We start from the raw sequence: 17,199 nt of genomic DNA, 5'->3' as shown, positions 1-17,199 counted from the left end.
TCCCTGTGGGAGAGGGTCAGGGTGAGGGCATCAGACAGCGCCACCCTCACTAACGACGGTTGCCGAAGATACGCAGCAGCATCAGGAACAGGTTGATGAAGTCCAGATAAAGCGTCAACGCGCCCAGAATCGAGTATTTGCGCAGGTTTGAACTGTCACGAACATCAATTTGCTCACCGATGTTTTTCAGCTTCTGGGTGTCGTAGGCGGTTAAGCCCACGAAGATCACCACCCCGATATAGGTCACCGCCCACATCAGCGCGTCACTTTTCAGCCACAGGTTCACCAGCGACGCCAGCACAATCCCAATCAGCCCCATAAACAGCATGTTGCCGAAGCCGCTCAGGTCACGTTTGGTGGTGTAACCGTACAGGCTCATCACACCGAACATCCCGCCGGTCACCACAAAGGTGCTGGCGATGGAGGAGTAGGTGTAAACGATGAAAATACTGGAAAGCGTCAGCCCGGTCAGCGCCGAATAGAGCATAAACAGCGTGGTCGCCATACCCGAGCTGAGCTTGTGCACCAGCCCGGAGAGCACAAATACCAGCGCCAGTTGCGCAATAATCAGCCCAAAGAAGGTGATTTTGCTGGAGAAGATAAACATCATCAGTTCAGGCGTGTTTGCCGCATACCACGCGATAAACGCGGTAAGCAGCAGGCCAACCGTCATCCAGCCATATACCTGAGCCATGTAGGTTTGCAGCCCGCTACGGGTCTGCTGAACTATCGAATCGGAACGCGGAAATCGGTCCATGATTCACTCCTGATTAAGTAAACACACACGTTAAGACTAACACATCCACGTAAACCTGTTACCAACGGCTGGCGGCATGCTTATCGCTGTCGCGTGATTCCACCCAGCGCTCACCTTCCGGCGTCGCTTCACGTTTCCAGAACGGCGCTTTGGTTTTAAGATAATCCATGATGAACTCCCCCGCCGCAAACGCACTCCCGCGATGGGCGCTGGTGACGCCGACAAACACAATCTCTTCGCCGGGCCACATTTCGCCGATGCGATGGATAACCGTAACGCGTCCCAGCGGCCAGCGGCCTCGCGCCTCTTCGACAATGGCCGCCAGTGATTTTTCGGTCATCCCCGGATAGTGCTCCAGCGTCAGCGCTTTTACGCTGTCGCCGAGGTTGTGGTTACGCACTTTTCCGGTAAACGTCACGACCGCGCCGTCTTCATCGCGCTCTGCCAGCCAGCTGTATTCGGTACCGACGCTAAAGCGCTCAGGGCCGACCAGAATTCGGGTTTCCGTCATCTTAACCCCCTGTGACCGGCGGGAAGAAGGCCACTTCGTCCCCATCGGCCAGCGGGTGGGTCAACTCCACCAGCGTCTGATTCACGGCGGCCAGCAGTTTGCCTTCATCCAGCGCCAGCGCCCAACGGTCGCCTTGCGCCGCCAGATGCGCGCGCAGGGCGGCGACGTTTTCGAAAGAGCCGTCCAGCGTCAGGCTGTCGGTATTGACCAGCTCACGGACCTGGGCAAAAAAAAGCACCTTAATCATGGCTTTCTACCTTAAAATCGCCGGATTTGCCGCCGCTTTTTGCCAACAGACGCACCGGGCCAATCACCATATCTTTCTGCACCGCTTTACACATGTCGTAGATGGTCAGCGCCGCCACGGAGGCCGCCGTCAACGCCTCCATCTCCACGCCGGTTTTCCCGGTTAAGCGGCACAAGGACTCGATACGCACGCGATTATGCGCCGGCTGCGCCTGCAAATTTACCTCCACTTTGCTGAGCATCAGCGGATGGCAGAGCGGAATGAGGTCCCAGGTACGTTTAGCGGCCTGAATACCAGCGATACGGGCGGTGGCAAACACATCACCCTTGTGATGGCTGCCGTCGATAATCATCGCCAGCGTCTCCGGCAGCATGGTGATGAACGCTTCAGCACGCGCCTCGCGCACCGTTTCGGCTTTGGCGGAGACATCCACCATATGCGCTTCGCCAGCGGCGTTTATGTGGGTCAGTTGTGACATAGCTTATTTCTTTAAATGGGGATGGAAGTTACACGGACGGGTACGAGCATCCAGCTGTGGGGCAATAATGTTTTCCCACGCGGTGCGGCAGGCTTTGGTCGACCCTGGCATGGCGAAGATCAGCGTCTTGTTCGCTACCCCCGCTACGGCACGGAACTGGAGCGTAGAGGTGCCAATCTCTTCAAATGAGAGCATGCGGAACACTTCGCCGAAGCCTTCCACTTCGCGATCGAACAGCGGGAGCAGCGCTTCCGGCGCCTGGTCGCCTGCGGTAAAGCCGGTGCCGCCAGTGATCAGCACCACCTGGACGTCATCGTTCGCAATCCACTGTGAGACCTGAGCGCGAATGGCGTAACGGTTTTCTTTGACGATCGCTTTATCAACAATCTGGTGTCCGGCTTCGTGTGCCGCCTCGCGCAGCCAGTGGCCGGAGGTATCATCCTCTTCACCACGACGTTCGGAAACGGTAAGAATAGCAATGCGTGTCGGGATAAATTCCGCGCTTACTTGACTCATCTTCTGGTTCCTTCTAAAGCCTGATTACCCGCCGATATAGGACAGGTTCTGAGTAATGCCGGTGTTGCCCTGATGCAGGAAATGGGTCTGCTTTTTGTGCGTCAGCGCCTCGGAAATGCGTGCTTCAAGCGCGTCCTGTTGAGCGTCATCTTCCAGCAAATCGCGCAGATCGACGCCGCCATCCCCGAACAGGCAAAGATGGAGCTTGCCAACGGAGGAGACACGCAGGCGGTTGCAGCTGGCACAGAAGTCTTTTTCATAGGGCATGATCAGGCCGATTTCGCCTTCATAATCCGGATGACAAAAAACCTGCGCCGGGCCATCGCTGCGCTGGCGGATCTGATGGATCCAGCCGCGTTTCAGCAGCTCGTCGCGCAACACCATGCCGGAAATATGGTGACGGCGGAACAGCTCGCTGCCCTCGCCCGTTTCCATCAGCTCGATAAAACGCAGTTGAATGGGACGGGATTTAATCCACGCCAGGAAGGTGTCCAACTGATGGTGGTTTACGTCGCGCATCAGCACCGTGTTGACTTTGACTTTTTCGAACCCGGCGGTAAACGCCGCATCGATGCCGTCCATCACCTGGCGGAACTTGTCCTGACCGGTAATGGCGTGAAACTGCCGGGCATCAAGGCTGTCCACGCTGACGTTGATCGCCGTCAGCCCCGCATCGCGCCAGTACGCCACGTCACGCGCCATGCGGTAACCGTTGGTGGTCACCGCGATCTGGCGGATACGTTCGTTTTCACGCACGGCGGCAATAATGTCAGGGAAATCACGACGCAGGGAGGGCTCTCCCCCGGTAAGACGCACTTTTTCCGTGCCGAGTTCCGAGAACGCACGCGTAACGCGGCGTACTTCATCCACGGAGAGAAAGCCATTATTGGTGACGCTGCCCGGCTTGTAGCCATCGGGCAGGCAGTAGGTGCAACGGAAGTTGCACACATCGGTAATCGACAGACGCAAGTAGTAAAACTTACGCGCGAAAGCATCAGTAAGTTGTGAAGCCATGTACACCTTTCCAGATCGGGAGGCACAGTCATTTCTTTCTGTACCCTGGTGGCAAATCCGCCACGGCCAGGGCGCCATATCTCTCGACACAGGCGCCAGGGCTAGAGTGTATGTTTTCAGTTTTGAAAACGTGGTTATGGCGATAGTAGCGTGGAAATCGCCACTTCGCCATTGTCGCTTTTCGCTATATAAATTTATACATAACGATGTTATCGTGCATTTTCACTACAGAATACGCAAAAACAGCGCTTTCGCATTGATATACGTCATTATGGATTGTGAGAGGCATCGTCTTTTAGGAGTAGTTGCGTTACTGTGACGCAAGCTTAACAGGATAAGGAATAGGTATGCGCAATCGCACTTTTGCGGATCTGGACCGCGTGGTCGCTCTTGGCGGAGGTCACGGGCTGGGACGGGTTATGTCGTCGTTATCGTCACTGGGCTCACGCCTGACGGGCATCGTGACAACAACGGACAACGGCGGCTCAACCGGGCGGATCCGACGTGCTGAAGGCGGGATAGCCTGGGGCGACATGCGCAACTGCCTCAACCAGCTCATCACTGAGCCAAGCGTGGCCTCGGCGATGTTTGAGTACCGTTTTGGCGGGAATGGCGAACTTTCAGGCCATAACCTTGGAAATCTGATGTTAAAGGCGCTGGATCACCTGAGCGTGCGCCCTCTGGAAGCGATCAATTTAATTCGTAACCTGCTAAAAGTGGATGCGTTCCTGATCCCAATGTCCGAACAGCCGGTAGATTTGATGGCGATCGATGCTGACGATCACGAAGTGTATGGTGAAGTGAATATCGACCAGCTTCTTCTGCCGCCAAAAGAGCTGATGACCTACCCCAGCGTACCCGCAACGCGTGAAGCGGTAGAAGCGATTGGCGAGGCCGATCTGATCCTGATTGGGCCGGGAAGTTTTTACACCAGCCTGATGCCGATCCTGCTGGTGAAAGAGCTGGCGCAGGCGCTGCGCAGAACGCCTGCGCCCATGGTCTATATCGGTAATTTAGGCCGCGAACTCAGCCCGGCGGCGGCAAGCCTGTCGCTGGCGGATAAGCTGGACCTGATGGAACAGTACGTTGGTAAGAAAATTATCGATGGTGTCGTGGTCGGACCGAAAGTGGATGTATCAGGGATTGGCGATCGCGTGGTGGTACAGGAGCCGCTGGAAGCCAGCGATATTAAATATCGCCACGACCGCCATCTTCTACGCGAGGCGCTGGAGAAGGCGATTCAGGCATTAGGTTAGGTTCGTTTTGTGCGGCCTGATGCCCTCACCCCGGCCCTCTCCCACAGGGAGAGGGAGAAAACGCCACCGGGCAAAAAATTCACGATGCCGCAATAAACAGATCCCGCAGCTGATGCAGCTGATCGCGGATTTGCGCAGCCTCTTCGAACTCCAGGTTCTGCGCATGCTGCATCATCTGCCCTTCCAGCTCGTGGATCTTCTGCTGCAACGCTTTCGGCGTCAGCGCGACGGTATCCTCTTCCACCACTGAACGGGCCTTGCCGCGGCCTTTCGCTTTAGTCTTCGCAATGTTCTGACCCAGCGCCAGGATATCCACCACCTTCTTGTTCAACCCCTGCGGCGTGATGCCGTGCTCTTCGTTATAGCGCTGCTGCTTCTCGCGACGACGTTCCGTTTCGCCAATCGCTTTGGCCATCGACGGGGTGATTTTATCCCCGTACAGGATCGCCTTCCCGTTGACGTTACGCGCGGCGCGGCCAATGGTCTGGATCAGCGAGCGCTCGGAACGCAGGAAGCCCTCTTTGTCCGCGTCCAGAATCGCCACCAGCGACACCTCCGGCATATCCAGACCTTCTCGCAGAAGGTTAATTCCTACCAGCACGTCGAACTCGCCCAGACGCAGATCGCGGATGATCTCCATACGCTCCACGGTATCGATATCCGAGTGCAGATACCGCACCTTCTCGCCGTGTTCTTCCAGATACTCCGTCAAATCTTCCGCCATACGTTTGGTGAGCGTGGTAACCAGCACGCGCTCGTTGATGGCGGAACGGGCACGTATTTCCGAGAGCAGATCGTCCACCTGCGTCGCCACCGGACGCACCTCGATAATCGGATCCAGCAGCCCGGTCGGACGCACCACCTGGTCCACCACGTCATCACCGGATTTTTCCAGCTCGTAGTTGCCCGGCGTCGCCGATACGTAGATGGTCTGCGGAGCAAGCGCCTCAAATTCTTCAAACTTCATCGGACGGTTGTCCAGCGCTGACGGCAGTCGGAACCCGTACTCAACCAGCGTCTCTTTACGCGCGCGGTCACCGCGGTACATCCCGCCGATCTGGGGGATCGTAACGTGTGATTCGTCGATCACCAGCAGGCCGTCCGCCGGAAGGTAGTCAAACAGCGTCGGCGGCGCTTCGCCCGGCCCGCGCCCGGATAGGTAGCGCGAGTAGTTTTCGATGCCGGAGCAGTAGCCCAGCTCGTTCATCATCTCCAGATCGAACTGGGTACGCTGGCTCAGGCGTTGCTCTTCCAGCAGCTTATTGTTCGCCAGCAGCACCTTGCGGCGGTCCGCCAGCTCAATTTTGATCTCTTCCATCGCCTGCACGATACGCTCGCGTGGCGTCACGTAGTGCGTTTTCGGGTAGATGGTGAAGCGCTGGATCACCGACTCGACGTGACCGGTCAACGGATCGAACAGCGACAGGCGTTCAACCTCTTCGTCGAACAGCTCCACGCGCAGCGCCATGTCGTCCGATTCCGCCGGGAAGATATCAATCACCTCGCCGCGCACGCGGAAGGTCCCGCGCTGGAACGCCTGATCGTTACGGGTGTACTGCAACTCCGCCAGACGGCGCAAAATCGCCCGCTGATCGATGATCATCCCCTGCGTCAGGTGCAGCATCATCTTGAGATAGAGATCCGGATCGCCCAGGCCGTAGATCGCCGACACCGAGGCCACCACCACCACATCACGACGCTCCAGCAGCGCCTTGGTCGCCGACAAACGCATCTGCTCGATATGTTCGTTCACCGAGGCATCTTTCTCGATAAACGTGTCGGAGCTGGGAACGTAGGCTTCCGGCTGGTAGTAGTCGTAGTAGGAGACGAAATACTCCACCGCGTTTTCCGGGAAGAACTCTTTCATCTCACCATACAGCTGCGCCGCCAGCGTTTTGTTCGGCGCGAGGACCATCGTCGGACGCTGGAGATCGGCAATGACGTTGGCAATGGTGAAGGTTTTGCCCGAACCGGTAACCCCCAGCAGAGTCTGGTGCGCCAGCCCGTCCTCCAGCCCCTCTTCCAGGCGACGAATAGCCTCGGGCTGATCCCCGGAAGGACGGAAAGCAGAATTCAGTTTAAACGGTTTACTCATGGGCGACGACCTGATGACAGAATAAGCGGCAGGTGAGTAATTTTACTCGTTGTGGCCAGGATTGCCAGTAAAAAACACTGGATGAAAAACCAGTAGCGTGTCAGGATATTTAGCGTAGCGCAGAGAGGATTAGTGCGTTCGCGAGCCAAATTTCGACTGTGACAAAATAAAACACCAGCCTCAGGGGGTTATCCCCAGAACTATTACTTTTTTAACATTTGTCAAGGGCGGTTATGAAAGTTTTATGGCAACAGGTGTCGCTGGCGTTGAGGGAATTGCTTTTATCTAATTCGTTAAAAAATAAAGACTAATTTATTAAGCCGCGTTTCCCATCAATTTGGTCGTAACCCGCGTATTTTCTCGCTTATCGCGTGTTTTCTAACTCTAATGCACAAGGTTATCCACAGGAATAGTGGATAACTGCCTCCAGCCCGTACAGCATGCACTTCAGCAAATTCCCGGTTTTTCCCACGAAGCGGCAGTAAAAAATTTTTATCACTCTTTTTTGCCTGGAAAACGTTCATTTTTTCATAAGCAACTGGCGAGATCTTAATCACAATTCTGTCATTTCTCCTGCACCACGATTCGACATACGCGGCACCGGGAATGTGCATTTCGTATAAACGTACTGCTTTTGATAGTGAGTTATTCCTAAAAATGGCCTTTTTTTAATCATTATGAAGTTCCTGGCAGGCGTTTTGCAGACATCACTCTGTGCATCACCCCCACACATTTTTAAGGAGAGAAAGATGTTGAGTCTGCGTGCTGTAAATCAGTTTTACGGAAGCCAACATACGCTATGGAACGTGAATATCGATTTCCCGCAAGGCATCTGTACGGGCATTGTTGGCCTGCCTGGCATGGGTAAATCCACGCTCATGAACTGCATTACCGGAAAGGTGCCCGTTGAGAGCGGCACCATCATCTGGCATGAGGCTGGCGCGCCGCCGCATAACTTGCTCAACCCTGCGTCAGCATTCCCGGCGCCGCCGACGATAGGCTACGTCCCGCAGGATCGGCGGATATTTTCCCAGCTGACCGTCGATGAAAATCTGCATATCGCTATGCGGGCGACGGGGAAATCCGACCCGACATCAAAAAATGACGTGTACGCCCTGTTTCCGGAGCTCTATCCGCTGCGACAGAGCCGTGCCTCTGCGCTGTCCCCCGACGACCAGTATCAGCTGGCTCTCGCCAGTGCGCTGGTTAATCGCCCGCGCGTGTTGATTCTGGATGAGCCCATGTATGGCGCAGGGCATGGTTTCGCGCGCAGGCTGGGGCAGTTGCTGGTGCGGCTGAATCGGGAGCTGGGAATGACGGTGCTGTTAGCTGAGCAACAGCTGTCGTTTATCCGCCGGGTAGCGGATCGTTTCTGCATGCTCTATCGCGGGCGTAACGTGGCACAGGGCCACGTTAACGAGCTGGATGACGACCTTATTGCGCACTGGATGGCGCGGGACATAAGGCGCTAAGGTCAAGATAGCGTCCGGTTTCCGCCTGCTCTGCGCCGTCGGCAAGCCACGGGATCTCGCCGAGAAACGGCGCAGGCAGCCCCCGCTTCAGCGTCGCCAGGTACTCAGCATGACGTTTACCCGGCGCAACCACGTCATTGGCAATCCACCCTGCCAGACGCAACCCGGCCTGCTGCACGGCCTGAGCGGTCAGCATGGCGTGATTGATACAGCCAAGCTTCACGCCGACCACCAGAATGACCGGAAGCTGCTCGGCCTGCACCCAGTCAGCAAATGTCTGCTCGTCGGACAGCGGGGTAAACCAGCCGCCAGCCCCCTCCACCAGCACCCAGTCGGCCTGCGTTTCCAGGTCGCGTAACCCGGAAGAGAGCACCGAAAAATCAATCGGACGATCTTCATCGGCGCTGACGATGTGCGGCGAGGTGGGTTCAGCAAAGGTATAGGGGTTCACCGCAGAATAGGCCAGCGCAAGGCTGCTATTACGCTGTAGCGCCAGCGCATCGGTATTGCGTAAGCCTTCCGGCGTCATCTCGCTGCCGGAGGCTACGGGCTTATACCCGGCAGTTGTTTTCCCCAGCAGACGCGCCGCCTGCAACAGCGCGGCGCTGGCAACCGTTTTACCGACTTCAGTGTCCGTGCCGGTAACAAAATAACGTTCAGTCACGTTCAATAATCCCATGAAAAAGATGATAAGAGAGCGGGAACCGGCCCCGCTCCTGCGGCCAGGTCAGCTCGAGACGCTGGAGTTGGCCGCGGGTAAGGGGTTTCTTCTCCCGTCCGGCGTGCAGGTGCGTCGCGCCTATGCCCTTAAGCGATCGCATGGCGCTTAACGCATCGCTAAATTCGAGGGTGACGGTCTGGACCACGCTGCGATAGCGCCAGCCTGCCAGCGCCTGAGTGACCTGTTCGTGCGAGAGAAACCGGTTGGCATGAGGCTGTGCATCCACTGCCCTCCACGCCTGATTCAGCTCCGGCAACGAACTTTCCAGCAGGGTGGTAAAGGCCACCGCTCCGCCGGGCCGCGCCACGCGGTATAACTCGCGTAGGGCCTGCGGCAGGCTGGCGCACCACTGCACCGCCAGATGGCTCCAGACGAGGTCAAACAGCGCATCCTCCAGCGGGATGGCCTCGATATCGGCCACCAGATAACGGTCTGCTGACTGCTGCTGGCGGGCTTCATCCAGCATCTGCGCGGATAAATCCAGCGCCGTGACGTGGCTACCTGTTGCGCGCCAGTAACGGCTATTGCCGCCTGGCCCGCAGCCTGCGTCGAGCACCTGCGCAAAACGCCCGTCACCGAGCGCGGCCAGCAGCCCGCGGGCGCTCAGGCGTTGCAGCTCATCGTGCTGTGAATAGCTTTGCGCTGCCCGGCCAAACGCGGCGGCAACGGCCTGTTTATTGACGGGAGACATACAGTGCCTCCAGAAGCGTATCGATATCCTGCGGTTCATGCGCTGCCGTGAGCGTCAGACGCAAGCGCGCGGTGCCTGGTGGCACGGTGGGTGGGCGGATCGCCGTGACCCACTGCCCGCGTTCTCGTAGCGCCTGTGCCAGCATCAGCGCCCGATGGTTTTCACCCACAATTACGGGCTGAATGGCGCTGTGCGAGTCGGTAAGCCGGTAAGACAGCTCGCTTATCCCCCGGCGAAAACGCTGAATATGGTCGGCCAGGCGCGCCCGGCGTTCAGCGCCGTCTTCGCCGCGGATCACCGCAAGCGACGCAGAGAGCGCCACGGCCTGCGCCGGGGGCATGCTGGTGCTGTAGATCAGGTGACGGGCGAACTGCACCAGGTAATCGGCCACCGGCTCGCTGCACAACACCGCGGCGCCGCTGACGCCGAAGCCTTTGCCGAAGGTGACCACCAGCAGTTCCGGCCTGACGCGTTGCTGGTGCGCGCTTCCGCGCCCCTCCTCGCCGGTGACGCCAATGCCGTGGGCATCGTCGACCAGCAGCCAGGCGTTCTGCTGTTTTGCGACGTCATGCAAGGTGGCAAGGGGCGCGCTGTCGCCGTCCATGCTGAATACCCCTTCCGTCACCGCCAGCTGAAGCCCAGAACAGGGTTTACCCAGCAGAACGTTCAGCTGAGAGGCATTGTTATGGGCAAAACGCCGCAGCTGCGCCGGGCTGAGACTGGCCGCTTCAAGCAGAGACGCGTGGCTCAGGCGGTCCGCGACGATGCGGTCATCTTTGCCCATCAGGGCGGCAATCACCGCCTGATTCGCGGCAAAACCGGAGATAAACAGCAGCGCCCGCGGGTAGCCCAGCCAGTCGGCCAGCTCTTCCTCCAGCGCCTGATGCGCCGTGGTGTAGCCGCTGACGTGCCCGGAGCCGCCGCTGCCCACGCCGTAACGATCCGCGCCCTGCTGCCAGGCGCGAACGATCTGCGGGTGCTGGCTCAGTCCCAGATAATCGTTGCTGGAGAAATTACAGAACCGCTCTCCTTCCCGGGTGAGAAAACGGCCTGCACCGTTTTCCACTACCCTGCGCACCCGAAACGCATCCGCCGCCCGCCGCTCGTCGAGCGCGGTCCTGATACGTGCCTGCCAGGTCATACGGCTGCCGCGTTGTAGAACTGGTCGGTGTCGGCGTTAAAAATCTGCTGCTCCAGCTGCTGCTGTTGCTCGTTATCCCCCACCTGTACCCCGGTCTGGTGTGGGTTCAGCCCCAGCTTGCGGAACAGCTGGACATCTTTGTCCTCTTCCGGGTTTGGCGTGGTCAGCAGTTTGCAGCCGTAGAAGATGGAGTTGGCCCCGGCCATGAAGCACATCGCCTGGGTCTGCTCGCTCATCTGCTCACGACCGGCAGAGAGGCGAACGTAAGAGGTCGGCATCATGATGCGCGCCACCGCGATGGTGCGGATGAAATCGAAGGCATCCACGTCCTCGTTATCCGCCAGCGGCGTGCCTTTTACCTTCACCAGCATGTTGATGGGCACGCTTTCCGGCGGGGTCGGCAGGTTTGCCAGCTGTAACAGCAGGCCGGCACGATCTTTTACCGTCTCGCCCAGTCCCACGATCCCGCCGGAACAGACCTTGATCCCCGCATCACGCACTTTATCCAGCGTGTCCAGACGCTCCTGATAGGTACGCGTGGTGATGATGTTGCCGTAGAACTCCGGCGAGGTATCAAGGTTGTGGTTGTAGTAATCCAGCCCCGCCGCCGAGAGACGCTGCGCCAGCTCTTCGTTCAGCGTACCCAGGGTCATGCAGGCTTCAAGCCCCATCTCCTTCACCCCCTTCACCATCTGCTCCAGATAGGGCATGTCGCGGTCATGCGGATTTTTCCACGCCGCGCCCATGCAGAAGCGGGTCGAGCCAGCGTTTTTGGCCTTGCGCGCGGAGTCGAGCACTTGCTCGACTTCCATCAGGCGCTCGGATTCGAGACCGGTTTTATAGCGCGCGCTTTGCGGGCAATATTTGCAGTCTTCCGGGCAAGCCCCGGTTTTGATCGACAGCAGCGTGCTGACCTGAACATGACGCGGATCGAAGTGCTGGCGGTGCACCTGTTGCGCCTCAAACATCAGCTCCAGGAAAGGTTTATTGAATAATTCAGTGACTTGCGACATCGTCCAGCGTGCGTGGTGAGCCATCGGGCTTCTCCAAAGGGTTTTGTTAATTGTCGGTTCGGTTTATACTTGTAAACCTAAAACTTTTCAAAATGGTTTACAAGTCGATTATGACCCAGGACGATCTCGCCTTCGACAAGCAGCATATCTGGCACCCTTACACCTCCACGACCCGCCCCCTTCCCGTCTATCCGGTAGCCTCTGCCCACGGCTGCGAGCTGCATCTCGCCAGCGGCGAGCGGCTTGTTGACGGGATGTCCTCCTGGTGGGCGGCGATCCATGGCTACAACCACCCGCGTCTGAACGCGGCGATGAAAGCGCAGATTGACCAGATGTCACACGTGATGTTTGGCGGGATCACGCACCAGCCCGCGGTGGATTTATGCCGTCGCCTGGTAGCGATGACGCCTGAATCGCTGGAGTGTGTTTTCCTGGCCGACTCCGGCTCGGTGGCCGTGGAAGTAGCGATGAAAATGGCGTTGCAGTACTGGCATGCGAAGGGCGAAACGCGCCAGCGGTTCCTCACCTTCCGCAACGGCTATCACGGCGACACCTTCGGGGCGATGTCGGTGTGCGATCCGGACAACTCCATGCACAGCCTGTGGAAAGGCTACCTGCCGGAAAACCTGTTTGCGCCAGCCCCGCAGAGCCGCTTCGACGGCGAATGGGACGAGATGGACATGGTGGGCTTCGCGCGGCTGATGGCGGCCCATCGCCACGAGATTGCCGCCGTTATTCTCGAACCGATTGTGCAGGGCGCGGGCGGAATGCGGATCTATCACCCCGAGTGGCTGAAGCGCATTCGGAAGATGTGCGACCGCGAAGGAATTTTGCTGATTGCCGATGAGATCGCCACCGGCTTTGGCCGTACCGGGAAGCTGTTTGCCTGCGAGCATGCGGGGATCGCGCCGGATATTCTGTGCCTGGGGAAAGCGCTCACCGGCGGCACCATGACGCTCTCCGCCACGCTTACCACGCGCCAGGTTGCCGACACCATCAGCGACGGTGACGCGGGCTGCTTTATGCACGGCCCGACGTTTATGGGCAACCCGCTGGCCTGCGCCGTGGCAAGCGAAAGCCTCGCCATTCTGGAGAGCGGCGCGTGGCAGACGCAGGTGGCGGCGATTGAGGCGCAGCTGAAGCAGCAGTTAAGCGCGGCGGCGGAGGCGGAATACGTCGCGGACGTCCGCGTACTGGGCGCCATCGGGGTAATCGAGACAACGCATCCGGTGAACATGGCCGCGTTGCAGCGCTTCTTCGTTGACCAGGGCGTGTGGGTGCGACCTTTCGGTAAGCTAATTTACCTCATGCCGCCGTACAGCATTTCTGCGGATCAGCTCCGCAAGCTGACCGGGGCAGTGGTTGAAGCCGTTAACACTTCAGCGCATTTCGCGATTTAACCCCATGCGTTACACTTTCTGAATGAGTGAGTAACGAGGAAAATCGGATGAAAATCATCAGTAAAGATTTGCGCGACGGCGAAAAGCTGCCGGAACGTCACGTGTTTAACGGGATGGGTTATCAGGGGGATAATATCTCTCCCCATCTGGCGTGGGACGATGTGCCAGCGGGAACCAAAAGTTTTGTTGTGACCTGCTACGATCCGGATGCGCCAACCGGGTCGGGCTGGTGGCACTGGATCGTGGCAAACCTGCCCGCCGACACGCGCGTATTACCGCAGGGCTCCGGTTCCGATCTGGTTGCTCTGCCTGACGGTGCGATTCAGACGCGCACTGACTTTGGCAAAGCGGGCTACGGCGGCGCGGCGCCGCCAAAAGGGGAAACGCACCGCTATATCTTCACCGTGCACGCGCTGGATGTGGACAAGATTGAGGTCGACGAAGGGGCGAGCGGCGCGATGGTAGGCTTTAACGTGCATTTCCATTCGCTGGGTAGCGCGTCGATTACGGCGATGTATTCGTAATCGTGCGGGCTGATGCCCTCACCCCGGCCCTCTCCCACAGGGAGAGGGTTAGGGTGAGGGTAAAAATCACAGCACGGAAGGCAATAACCCCACCAGCCGCCCTTCTTCCAGAAGCTGCATCGCCTTATCAATATCCGGCGCAAAGAAGCGGTCGTCATCGTAGTGCGTAACGTGCTCGCGCAGCGTATGACGCGCCTGCTCCAGCAGCGGGCTGGATGTTAGCCCTTCGCGCAAATCAATACCCTGACACGCCGCCAGCCACTCCACCGCCAGCACGCCGCGGGTGTTAGAGGCCATCTCCCACAGACGACGCCCGGCAGCCGGGGCCATCGACACGTGATCTTCCTGGTTGGCTGAGGTTGGCAGGCTGTCCACGCTGTGCGGGTGCGACAGCGCCTTGTTCTCGCTTGCCAGTGCCGCGGCGGTGACCTGGGCGATCATAAAGCCCGAGTTCACGCCGCCGTTACGCACCAGGAATGGTGGCAGCTGGGACATGTGCGTATCCATCATCAGCGCGATTCGACGCTCAGACAGCGCCCCGATTTCGGCAATCGCCAGCGCGATATTATCTGCCGCCATCGCCACCGGCTCGGCGTGGAAGTTGCCGCCAGAAACCACCTCGTTTTCCTGGGCAAACACCAGCGGGTTATCGGACACCGCATTGGCCTCCACCAGCAGCACTTCTGCCGCCTGGCGCAGCTGAGTCAGGCATGCGCCCATCACCTGCGGCTGGCAGCGCAGGGAATACGGATCCTGCACCTTCTCGCAGTTATGGTGTGATTCGGCAATGTCGCTGGTATCGGTAAGTACGTGGCGGTACATGGCAGCGGCATCAATCTGACCGCGCTGGCCGCGCACCTCGTGGATGCGGGCATCGAACGGACGACGCGAGCCGAGCACCGCCTCAGTGTTCAGTGCACCGCACACCACCGCCGAGGCGAACAGATCTTCCGCTTCAAACAGACCGCGCAGCGCGAAAGCGGTCGACGCCTGCGTGCCGTTGAGCAGCGCCAGCCCCTCTTTTGCCGCGAGGGTGATCGGCGTTAAACCGGCTTTTTTCAGCGCCTCTTTCGCAGGCAGCCACTCCCCTTGCCAGCGCGCCTGGCCTTCACCCAGCAGGAGCAGCGACATATGCGCCAGCGGCGCCAGATCGCCGGAGGCGCCGACGGAGCCCTTCGCCGGGATCCACGGATAAACTTCCGCATTGACCAGCGCCATCAGCGCCTGGATCACGCTCAGACGAATGCCGGAAAACCCACGCGCCAGGCTGTTGATTTTCAACACCATCATCAGGCGGACGATCTCATCGTCCAGCGGCTGGCCAACCCCCGCCGCGTGCGACAGCACCAGCGAACGCTGTAAATTCTCCAGATCGTGCGTGGCGATGCGGGTCTGCGCCAGCAGGCCAAACCCGGTATTGATGCCGTAGGCGGTGCGCCCCTCCGCCACAATCGCCTCCACGCAGGCCACGCTGTCGTTAATGGCACGGTGGGCGCTTTCATCAAGGGAGAGTGTCACCGGCTGACGCCAGACGTGACGCAGCTGTTTGAGCGTCAGCGAGCCGGGAGTAAGTGTTAACGCGTTCATGCAGGCTTTCCTTGTGTGGCGGGGATCATCGGCAGGTTCAGGCCCTGCTCTTTGGCACAATCAATGGCAATCTCGTAACCCGCATCCGCGTGACGCATCACGCCGGTTGCCGGGTCGTTGTGCAGCACGCGAGCGATACGCGCGGCCGCTTCATCAGTTCCGTCACAGACGATGACCATCCCGGAGTGCTGGGAGAAGCCCATCCCGACGCCGCCGCCGTGGTGCAGCGACACCCAGGTCGCGCCGCTGGCGGTGTTCAGCAGGGCATTCAGCAGCGGCCAGTCGGAGACCGCATCCGAGCCGTCGCGCATGGCTTCGGTTTCACGGTTCGGACTGGCGACAGAGCCGGAGTCCAGGTGGTCGCGGCCAATGACGATCGGCGCGGAGACTTCGCCGCTGCGCACCATTTCGTTAAAGGCGAGGCCGAGTTTTTGCCGCCACTCCAGCCCGACCCAGCAGATACGCGCCGGCAGGCCCTGGAAGTTAATGCGCTCGCGCGCCATATCCAACCAGCGATGCAGGTGTTCGTCATCGGCGACAATCTCTTTCACTCTGGCATCGGTTTTGTAGATATCCTCCGGATCGCCGGACAGGGCAACCCAGCGGAACGGCCCGATGCCGCGGCAGAACAGCGGACGAATATAGGCGGGCACGAAGCCGGGGAAGTCAAAGGCGTTATTCACACCCATCTCTTTCGCCATCTGGCGGATGTTATTCCCGTAATCAAAGGTCGGAATACCCATCTTACTGAAGGCCAGCATCGCGGAGACATGTTCCGCCATGGCGCGTTTAGCCGCCAGTACCGTGCCCTCAGGATCGGTTTCTGCTTTTTGCTGGTAGTCTTCCCATGTCCAGCCTTTTGGCAGATAGCCGTGGAGCGGATCGTGAGCGCTGGTCTGGTCGGTGACCAGATCCGGACGCACGCCGCGCGCCACCAGTTCCGGCAGAATATCCGCCGCGTTGCCGCACAGGGCAACCGACACGGCTTTGCCTTCAGCGGTGTACTTTTTGATGCGCGCCAGCGCGTCATCGAGGTTGTCGGCCTGTTCATCGACATAGCGGGTACGCAGACGGAAATCGATGCGGCTCTGCTGGCACTCAATGTTCAGGGAGCACGCGCCCGCCAGCGTCGCGGCCAGCGGCTGCGCGCCGCCCATGCCGCCCAGTCCGGCGGTGAGCACCCAGCGGCCTTTCAGTGAGCCGTTATAGTGCTGACGGCCCGCTTCCACGAAGGTTTCATAGGTGCCCTGCACAATCCCCTGGCTGCCGATGTAGATCCAGCTACCGGCGGTCATCTGGCCGTACATGGCCAGCCCTTTTGCGTCCAGCTCGTTGAAGTGTTCCCACGTCGCCCAGTGCGGCACCAGGTTGGAGTTGGCAATCAGCACGCGGGGCGCATTTTTATGGGTTTTGAATACGCCAACCGGTTTGCCGGATTGCACCAGCAGCGTTTCGTCGTTTTCGAGATTCGTCAAAGACTCGACAATCGCGTCATAGCACGCCCAGTTGCGTGCGGCGCGGCCAATGCCGCCGTAGACCACCAGCTCGTGGGGATTTTCTGCTACCTCAGGATCAAGGTTGTTCATCAACATGCGCAGCGGTGCTTCGGTGAGCCAGCTTTTTGCGGTGAGCGTGGTGCCGCGCGCGGCGCGGACATCCTGCTTGCGGTATTTATCTGACGACATTGTGTGTTCCTCATAAGGGACAGATGATGCATTTAGATATACTTGTATAGACAAGCACACACAAGGTCGGATTTAACAAAAAAGATACAAT

The 17,199-nt window shown here is 58.9% G+C and carries 17 protein-coding genes and 1 riboswitch; of the genes, 4 read left to right on the top strand and 13 right to left on the bottom strand.

The genetic code is table 11. The features are described 5' to 3' along the window. Positions 1–49 precede the first annotated feature (49 nt). The 6 genes from O1724_RS07405 to moaA form a co-directional block, all read right to left on the bottom strand. A complete protein-coding gene (locus O1724_RS07405; protein WP_003858508.1) occupies positions 50–757 on the bottom strand; it encodes a Bax inhibitor-1/YccA family protein in 708 nt (235 codons plus the stop codon). A 58-nt stretch (positions 758–815) separates the two neighbouring features. Further along, a complete protein-coding gene (moaE, locus tag O1724_RS07400; protein WP_003858509.1) occupies positions 816–1,268 on the bottom strand; it encodes a molybdopterin synthase catalytic subunit MoaE in 453 nt (150 codons plus the stop codon). Position 1,269: 1 nt separating this feature from the next. Continuing rightward, positions 1,270–1,515: a molybdopterin synthase sulfur carrier subunit gene (moaD, locus tag O1724_RS07395; RefSeq protein WP_003858510.1), complete on the bottom strand. Its 246-nt coding sequence runs from the start codon at positions 1,513–1,515 to the stop codon at positions 1,270–1,272. After that, complete coding sequence (gene moaC / locus O1724_RS07390) at positions 1,508–1,993, bottom strand: cyclic pyranopterin monophosphate synthase MoaC (RefSeq protein WP_003858511.1); 486 nt, start codon at positions 1,991–1,993, stop codon at positions 1,508–1,510. The genes moaD and moaC overlap by 8 nt, the downstream gene beginning before the upstream one ends. A gap of 3 nt (positions 1,994–1,996) precedes the next feature. Continuing rightward, entirely contained in the window at positions 1,997–2,509 is a 513-nt protein-coding gene (moaB, locus tag O1724_RS07385) for a molybdenum cofactor biosynthesis protein B (RefSeq protein WP_126296949.1), read from the bottom strand. A 24-nt stretch (positions 2,510–2,533) separates the two neighbouring features. Then, positions 2,534–3,523 (bottom strand): GTP 3',8-cyclase MoaA, encoded by a 990-nt coding sequence (gene moaA / locus O1724_RS07380; protein WP_003858516.1) that lies wholly within the window; start codon positions 3,521–3,523, stop codon positions 2,534–2,536. Continuing rightward, a riboswitch (molybdenum cofactor riboswitch) is annotated at positions 3,511–3,644 on the bottom strand. (Overlaps the previous gene by 13 nt.) Before the next feature lie 226 nt (positions 3,645–3,870). On the opposite strand from moaA, the gene yvcK reads away from it, so the two are divergent. Continuing rightward, the gene (yvcK, locus tag O1724_RS07375) at positions 3,871–4,779 is read left to right on the top strand and encodes a uridine diphosphate-N-acetylglucosamine-binding protein YvcK (protein WP_023299636.1); all 909 of its coding nucleotides are present in this window, start codon (positions 3,871–3,873) and stop codon (positions 4,777–4,779) included. 79 nt (positions 4,780–4,858) lie between these two features. On the opposite strand, the gene uvrB is transcribed toward yvcK, so the two are convergent. Then, positions 4,859–6,874 carry an excinuclease ABC subunit UvrB gene (uvrB, locus tag O1724_RS07370; RefSeq protein WP_003858519.1) on the bottom strand — a complete coding sequence of 672 codons (2,016 nt, stop codon included), beginning with the start codon at positions 6,872–6,874 and terminating at the stop codon, positions 4,859–4,861. Positions 6,875–7,623: 749 nt separating this feature from the next. Here uvrB and O1724_RS07365 point away from each other — a divergent pair. Continuing rightward, positions 7,624–8,346 carry an ABC transporter ATP-binding protein gene (locus tag O1724_RS07365; protein WP_023315665.1) on the top strand — a complete coding sequence of 241 codons (723 nt, stop codon included), beginning with the start codon at positions 7,624–7,626 and terminating at the stop codon, positions 8,344–8,346. Here the strand turns inward: O1724_RS07365 and bioD are convergent. The 4 genes from bioD to bioB are packed head-to-tail and all read right to left on the bottom strand — an operon-like array spanning position 8,309 to position 11,936. Next, a complete protein-coding gene (gene bioD / locus O1724_RS07360) occupies positions 8,309–9,010 on the bottom strand; it encodes a dethiobiotin synthase (protein WP_003858523.1) in 702 nt (233 codons plus the stop codon). The two genes, O1724_RS07365 and bioD, sit on opposite strands and share 38 nt — an antisense overlap. After that, positions 9,003–9,758: a malonyl-ACP O-methyltransferase BioC gene (gene bioC / locus O1724_RS07355; protein ID WP_058658425.1), complete on the bottom strand. Its 756-nt coding sequence runs from the start codon at positions 9,756–9,758 to the stop codon at positions 9,003–9,005. The genes bioD and bioC overlap by 8 nt, the downstream gene beginning before the upstream one ends. After that, positions 9,742–10,899, bottom strand: coding sequence for an 8-amino-7-oxononanoate synthase (gene bioF / locus O1724_RS07350; protein WP_032608892.1), 1,158 nt, complete (start codon positions 10,897–10,899; stop codon positions 9,742–9,744). Before bioF ends, bioC begins: the two co-directional genes overlap by 17 nt. Continuing rightward, positions 10,896–11,936, bottom strand: a complete 1,041-nt coding sequence (gene bioB, locus O1724_RS07345; protein ID WP_479983950.1) for a biotin synthase BioB — start codon at positions 11,934–11,936, stop codon at positions 10,896–10,898. Before bioB ends, bioF begins: the two co-directional genes overlap by 4 nt. An 86-nt stretch (positions 11,937–12,022) precedes the next feature. Between bioB and bioA the strand changes: the two genes are divergently transcribed. Together bioA and O1724_RS07335 are read left to right on the top strand one after the other, a co-directional pair. Continuing rightward, complete coding sequence (gene bioA / locus O1724_RS07340) at positions 12,023–13,312, top strand: adenosylmethionine--8-amino-7-oxononanoate transaminase (protein WP_032628176.1); 1,290 nt, start codon at positions 12,023–12,025, stop codon at positions 13,310–13,312. A gap of 47 nt (positions 13,313–13,359) precedes the next feature. Next, positions 13,360–13,836, top strand: coding sequence for a kinase inhibitor (locus O1724_RS07335; protein ID WP_003858531.1), 477 nt, complete (start codon positions 13,360–13,362; stop codon positions 13,834–13,836). A gap of 66 nt (positions 13,837–13,902) precedes the next feature. On the opposite strand, the gene hutH is transcribed toward O1724_RS07335, so the two are convergent. Continuing rightward, complete coding sequence (hutH, locus tag O1724_RS07330; protein WP_126296951.1) at positions 13,903–15,423, bottom strand: histidine ammonia-lyase; 1,521 nt, start codon at positions 15,421–15,423, stop codon at positions 13,903–13,905. Then, complete coding sequence (gene hutU, locus O1724_RS07325; protein ID WP_003858533.1) at positions 15,420–17,108, bottom strand: urocanate hydratase; 1,689 nt, start codon at positions 17,106–17,108, stop codon at positions 15,420–15,422. The genes hutH and hutU overlap by 4 nt, the downstream gene beginning before the upstream one ends. Positions 17,109–17,199: the final 91 nt, after the last annotated feature.

The organism is Enterobacter cloacae complex sp. HYC074_NIDB, assembly GCF_056673345.1.
Note: the sequence above shows the minus strand (reverse complement) of the source record. Positions and strands in the feature narration are given on the sequence as shown.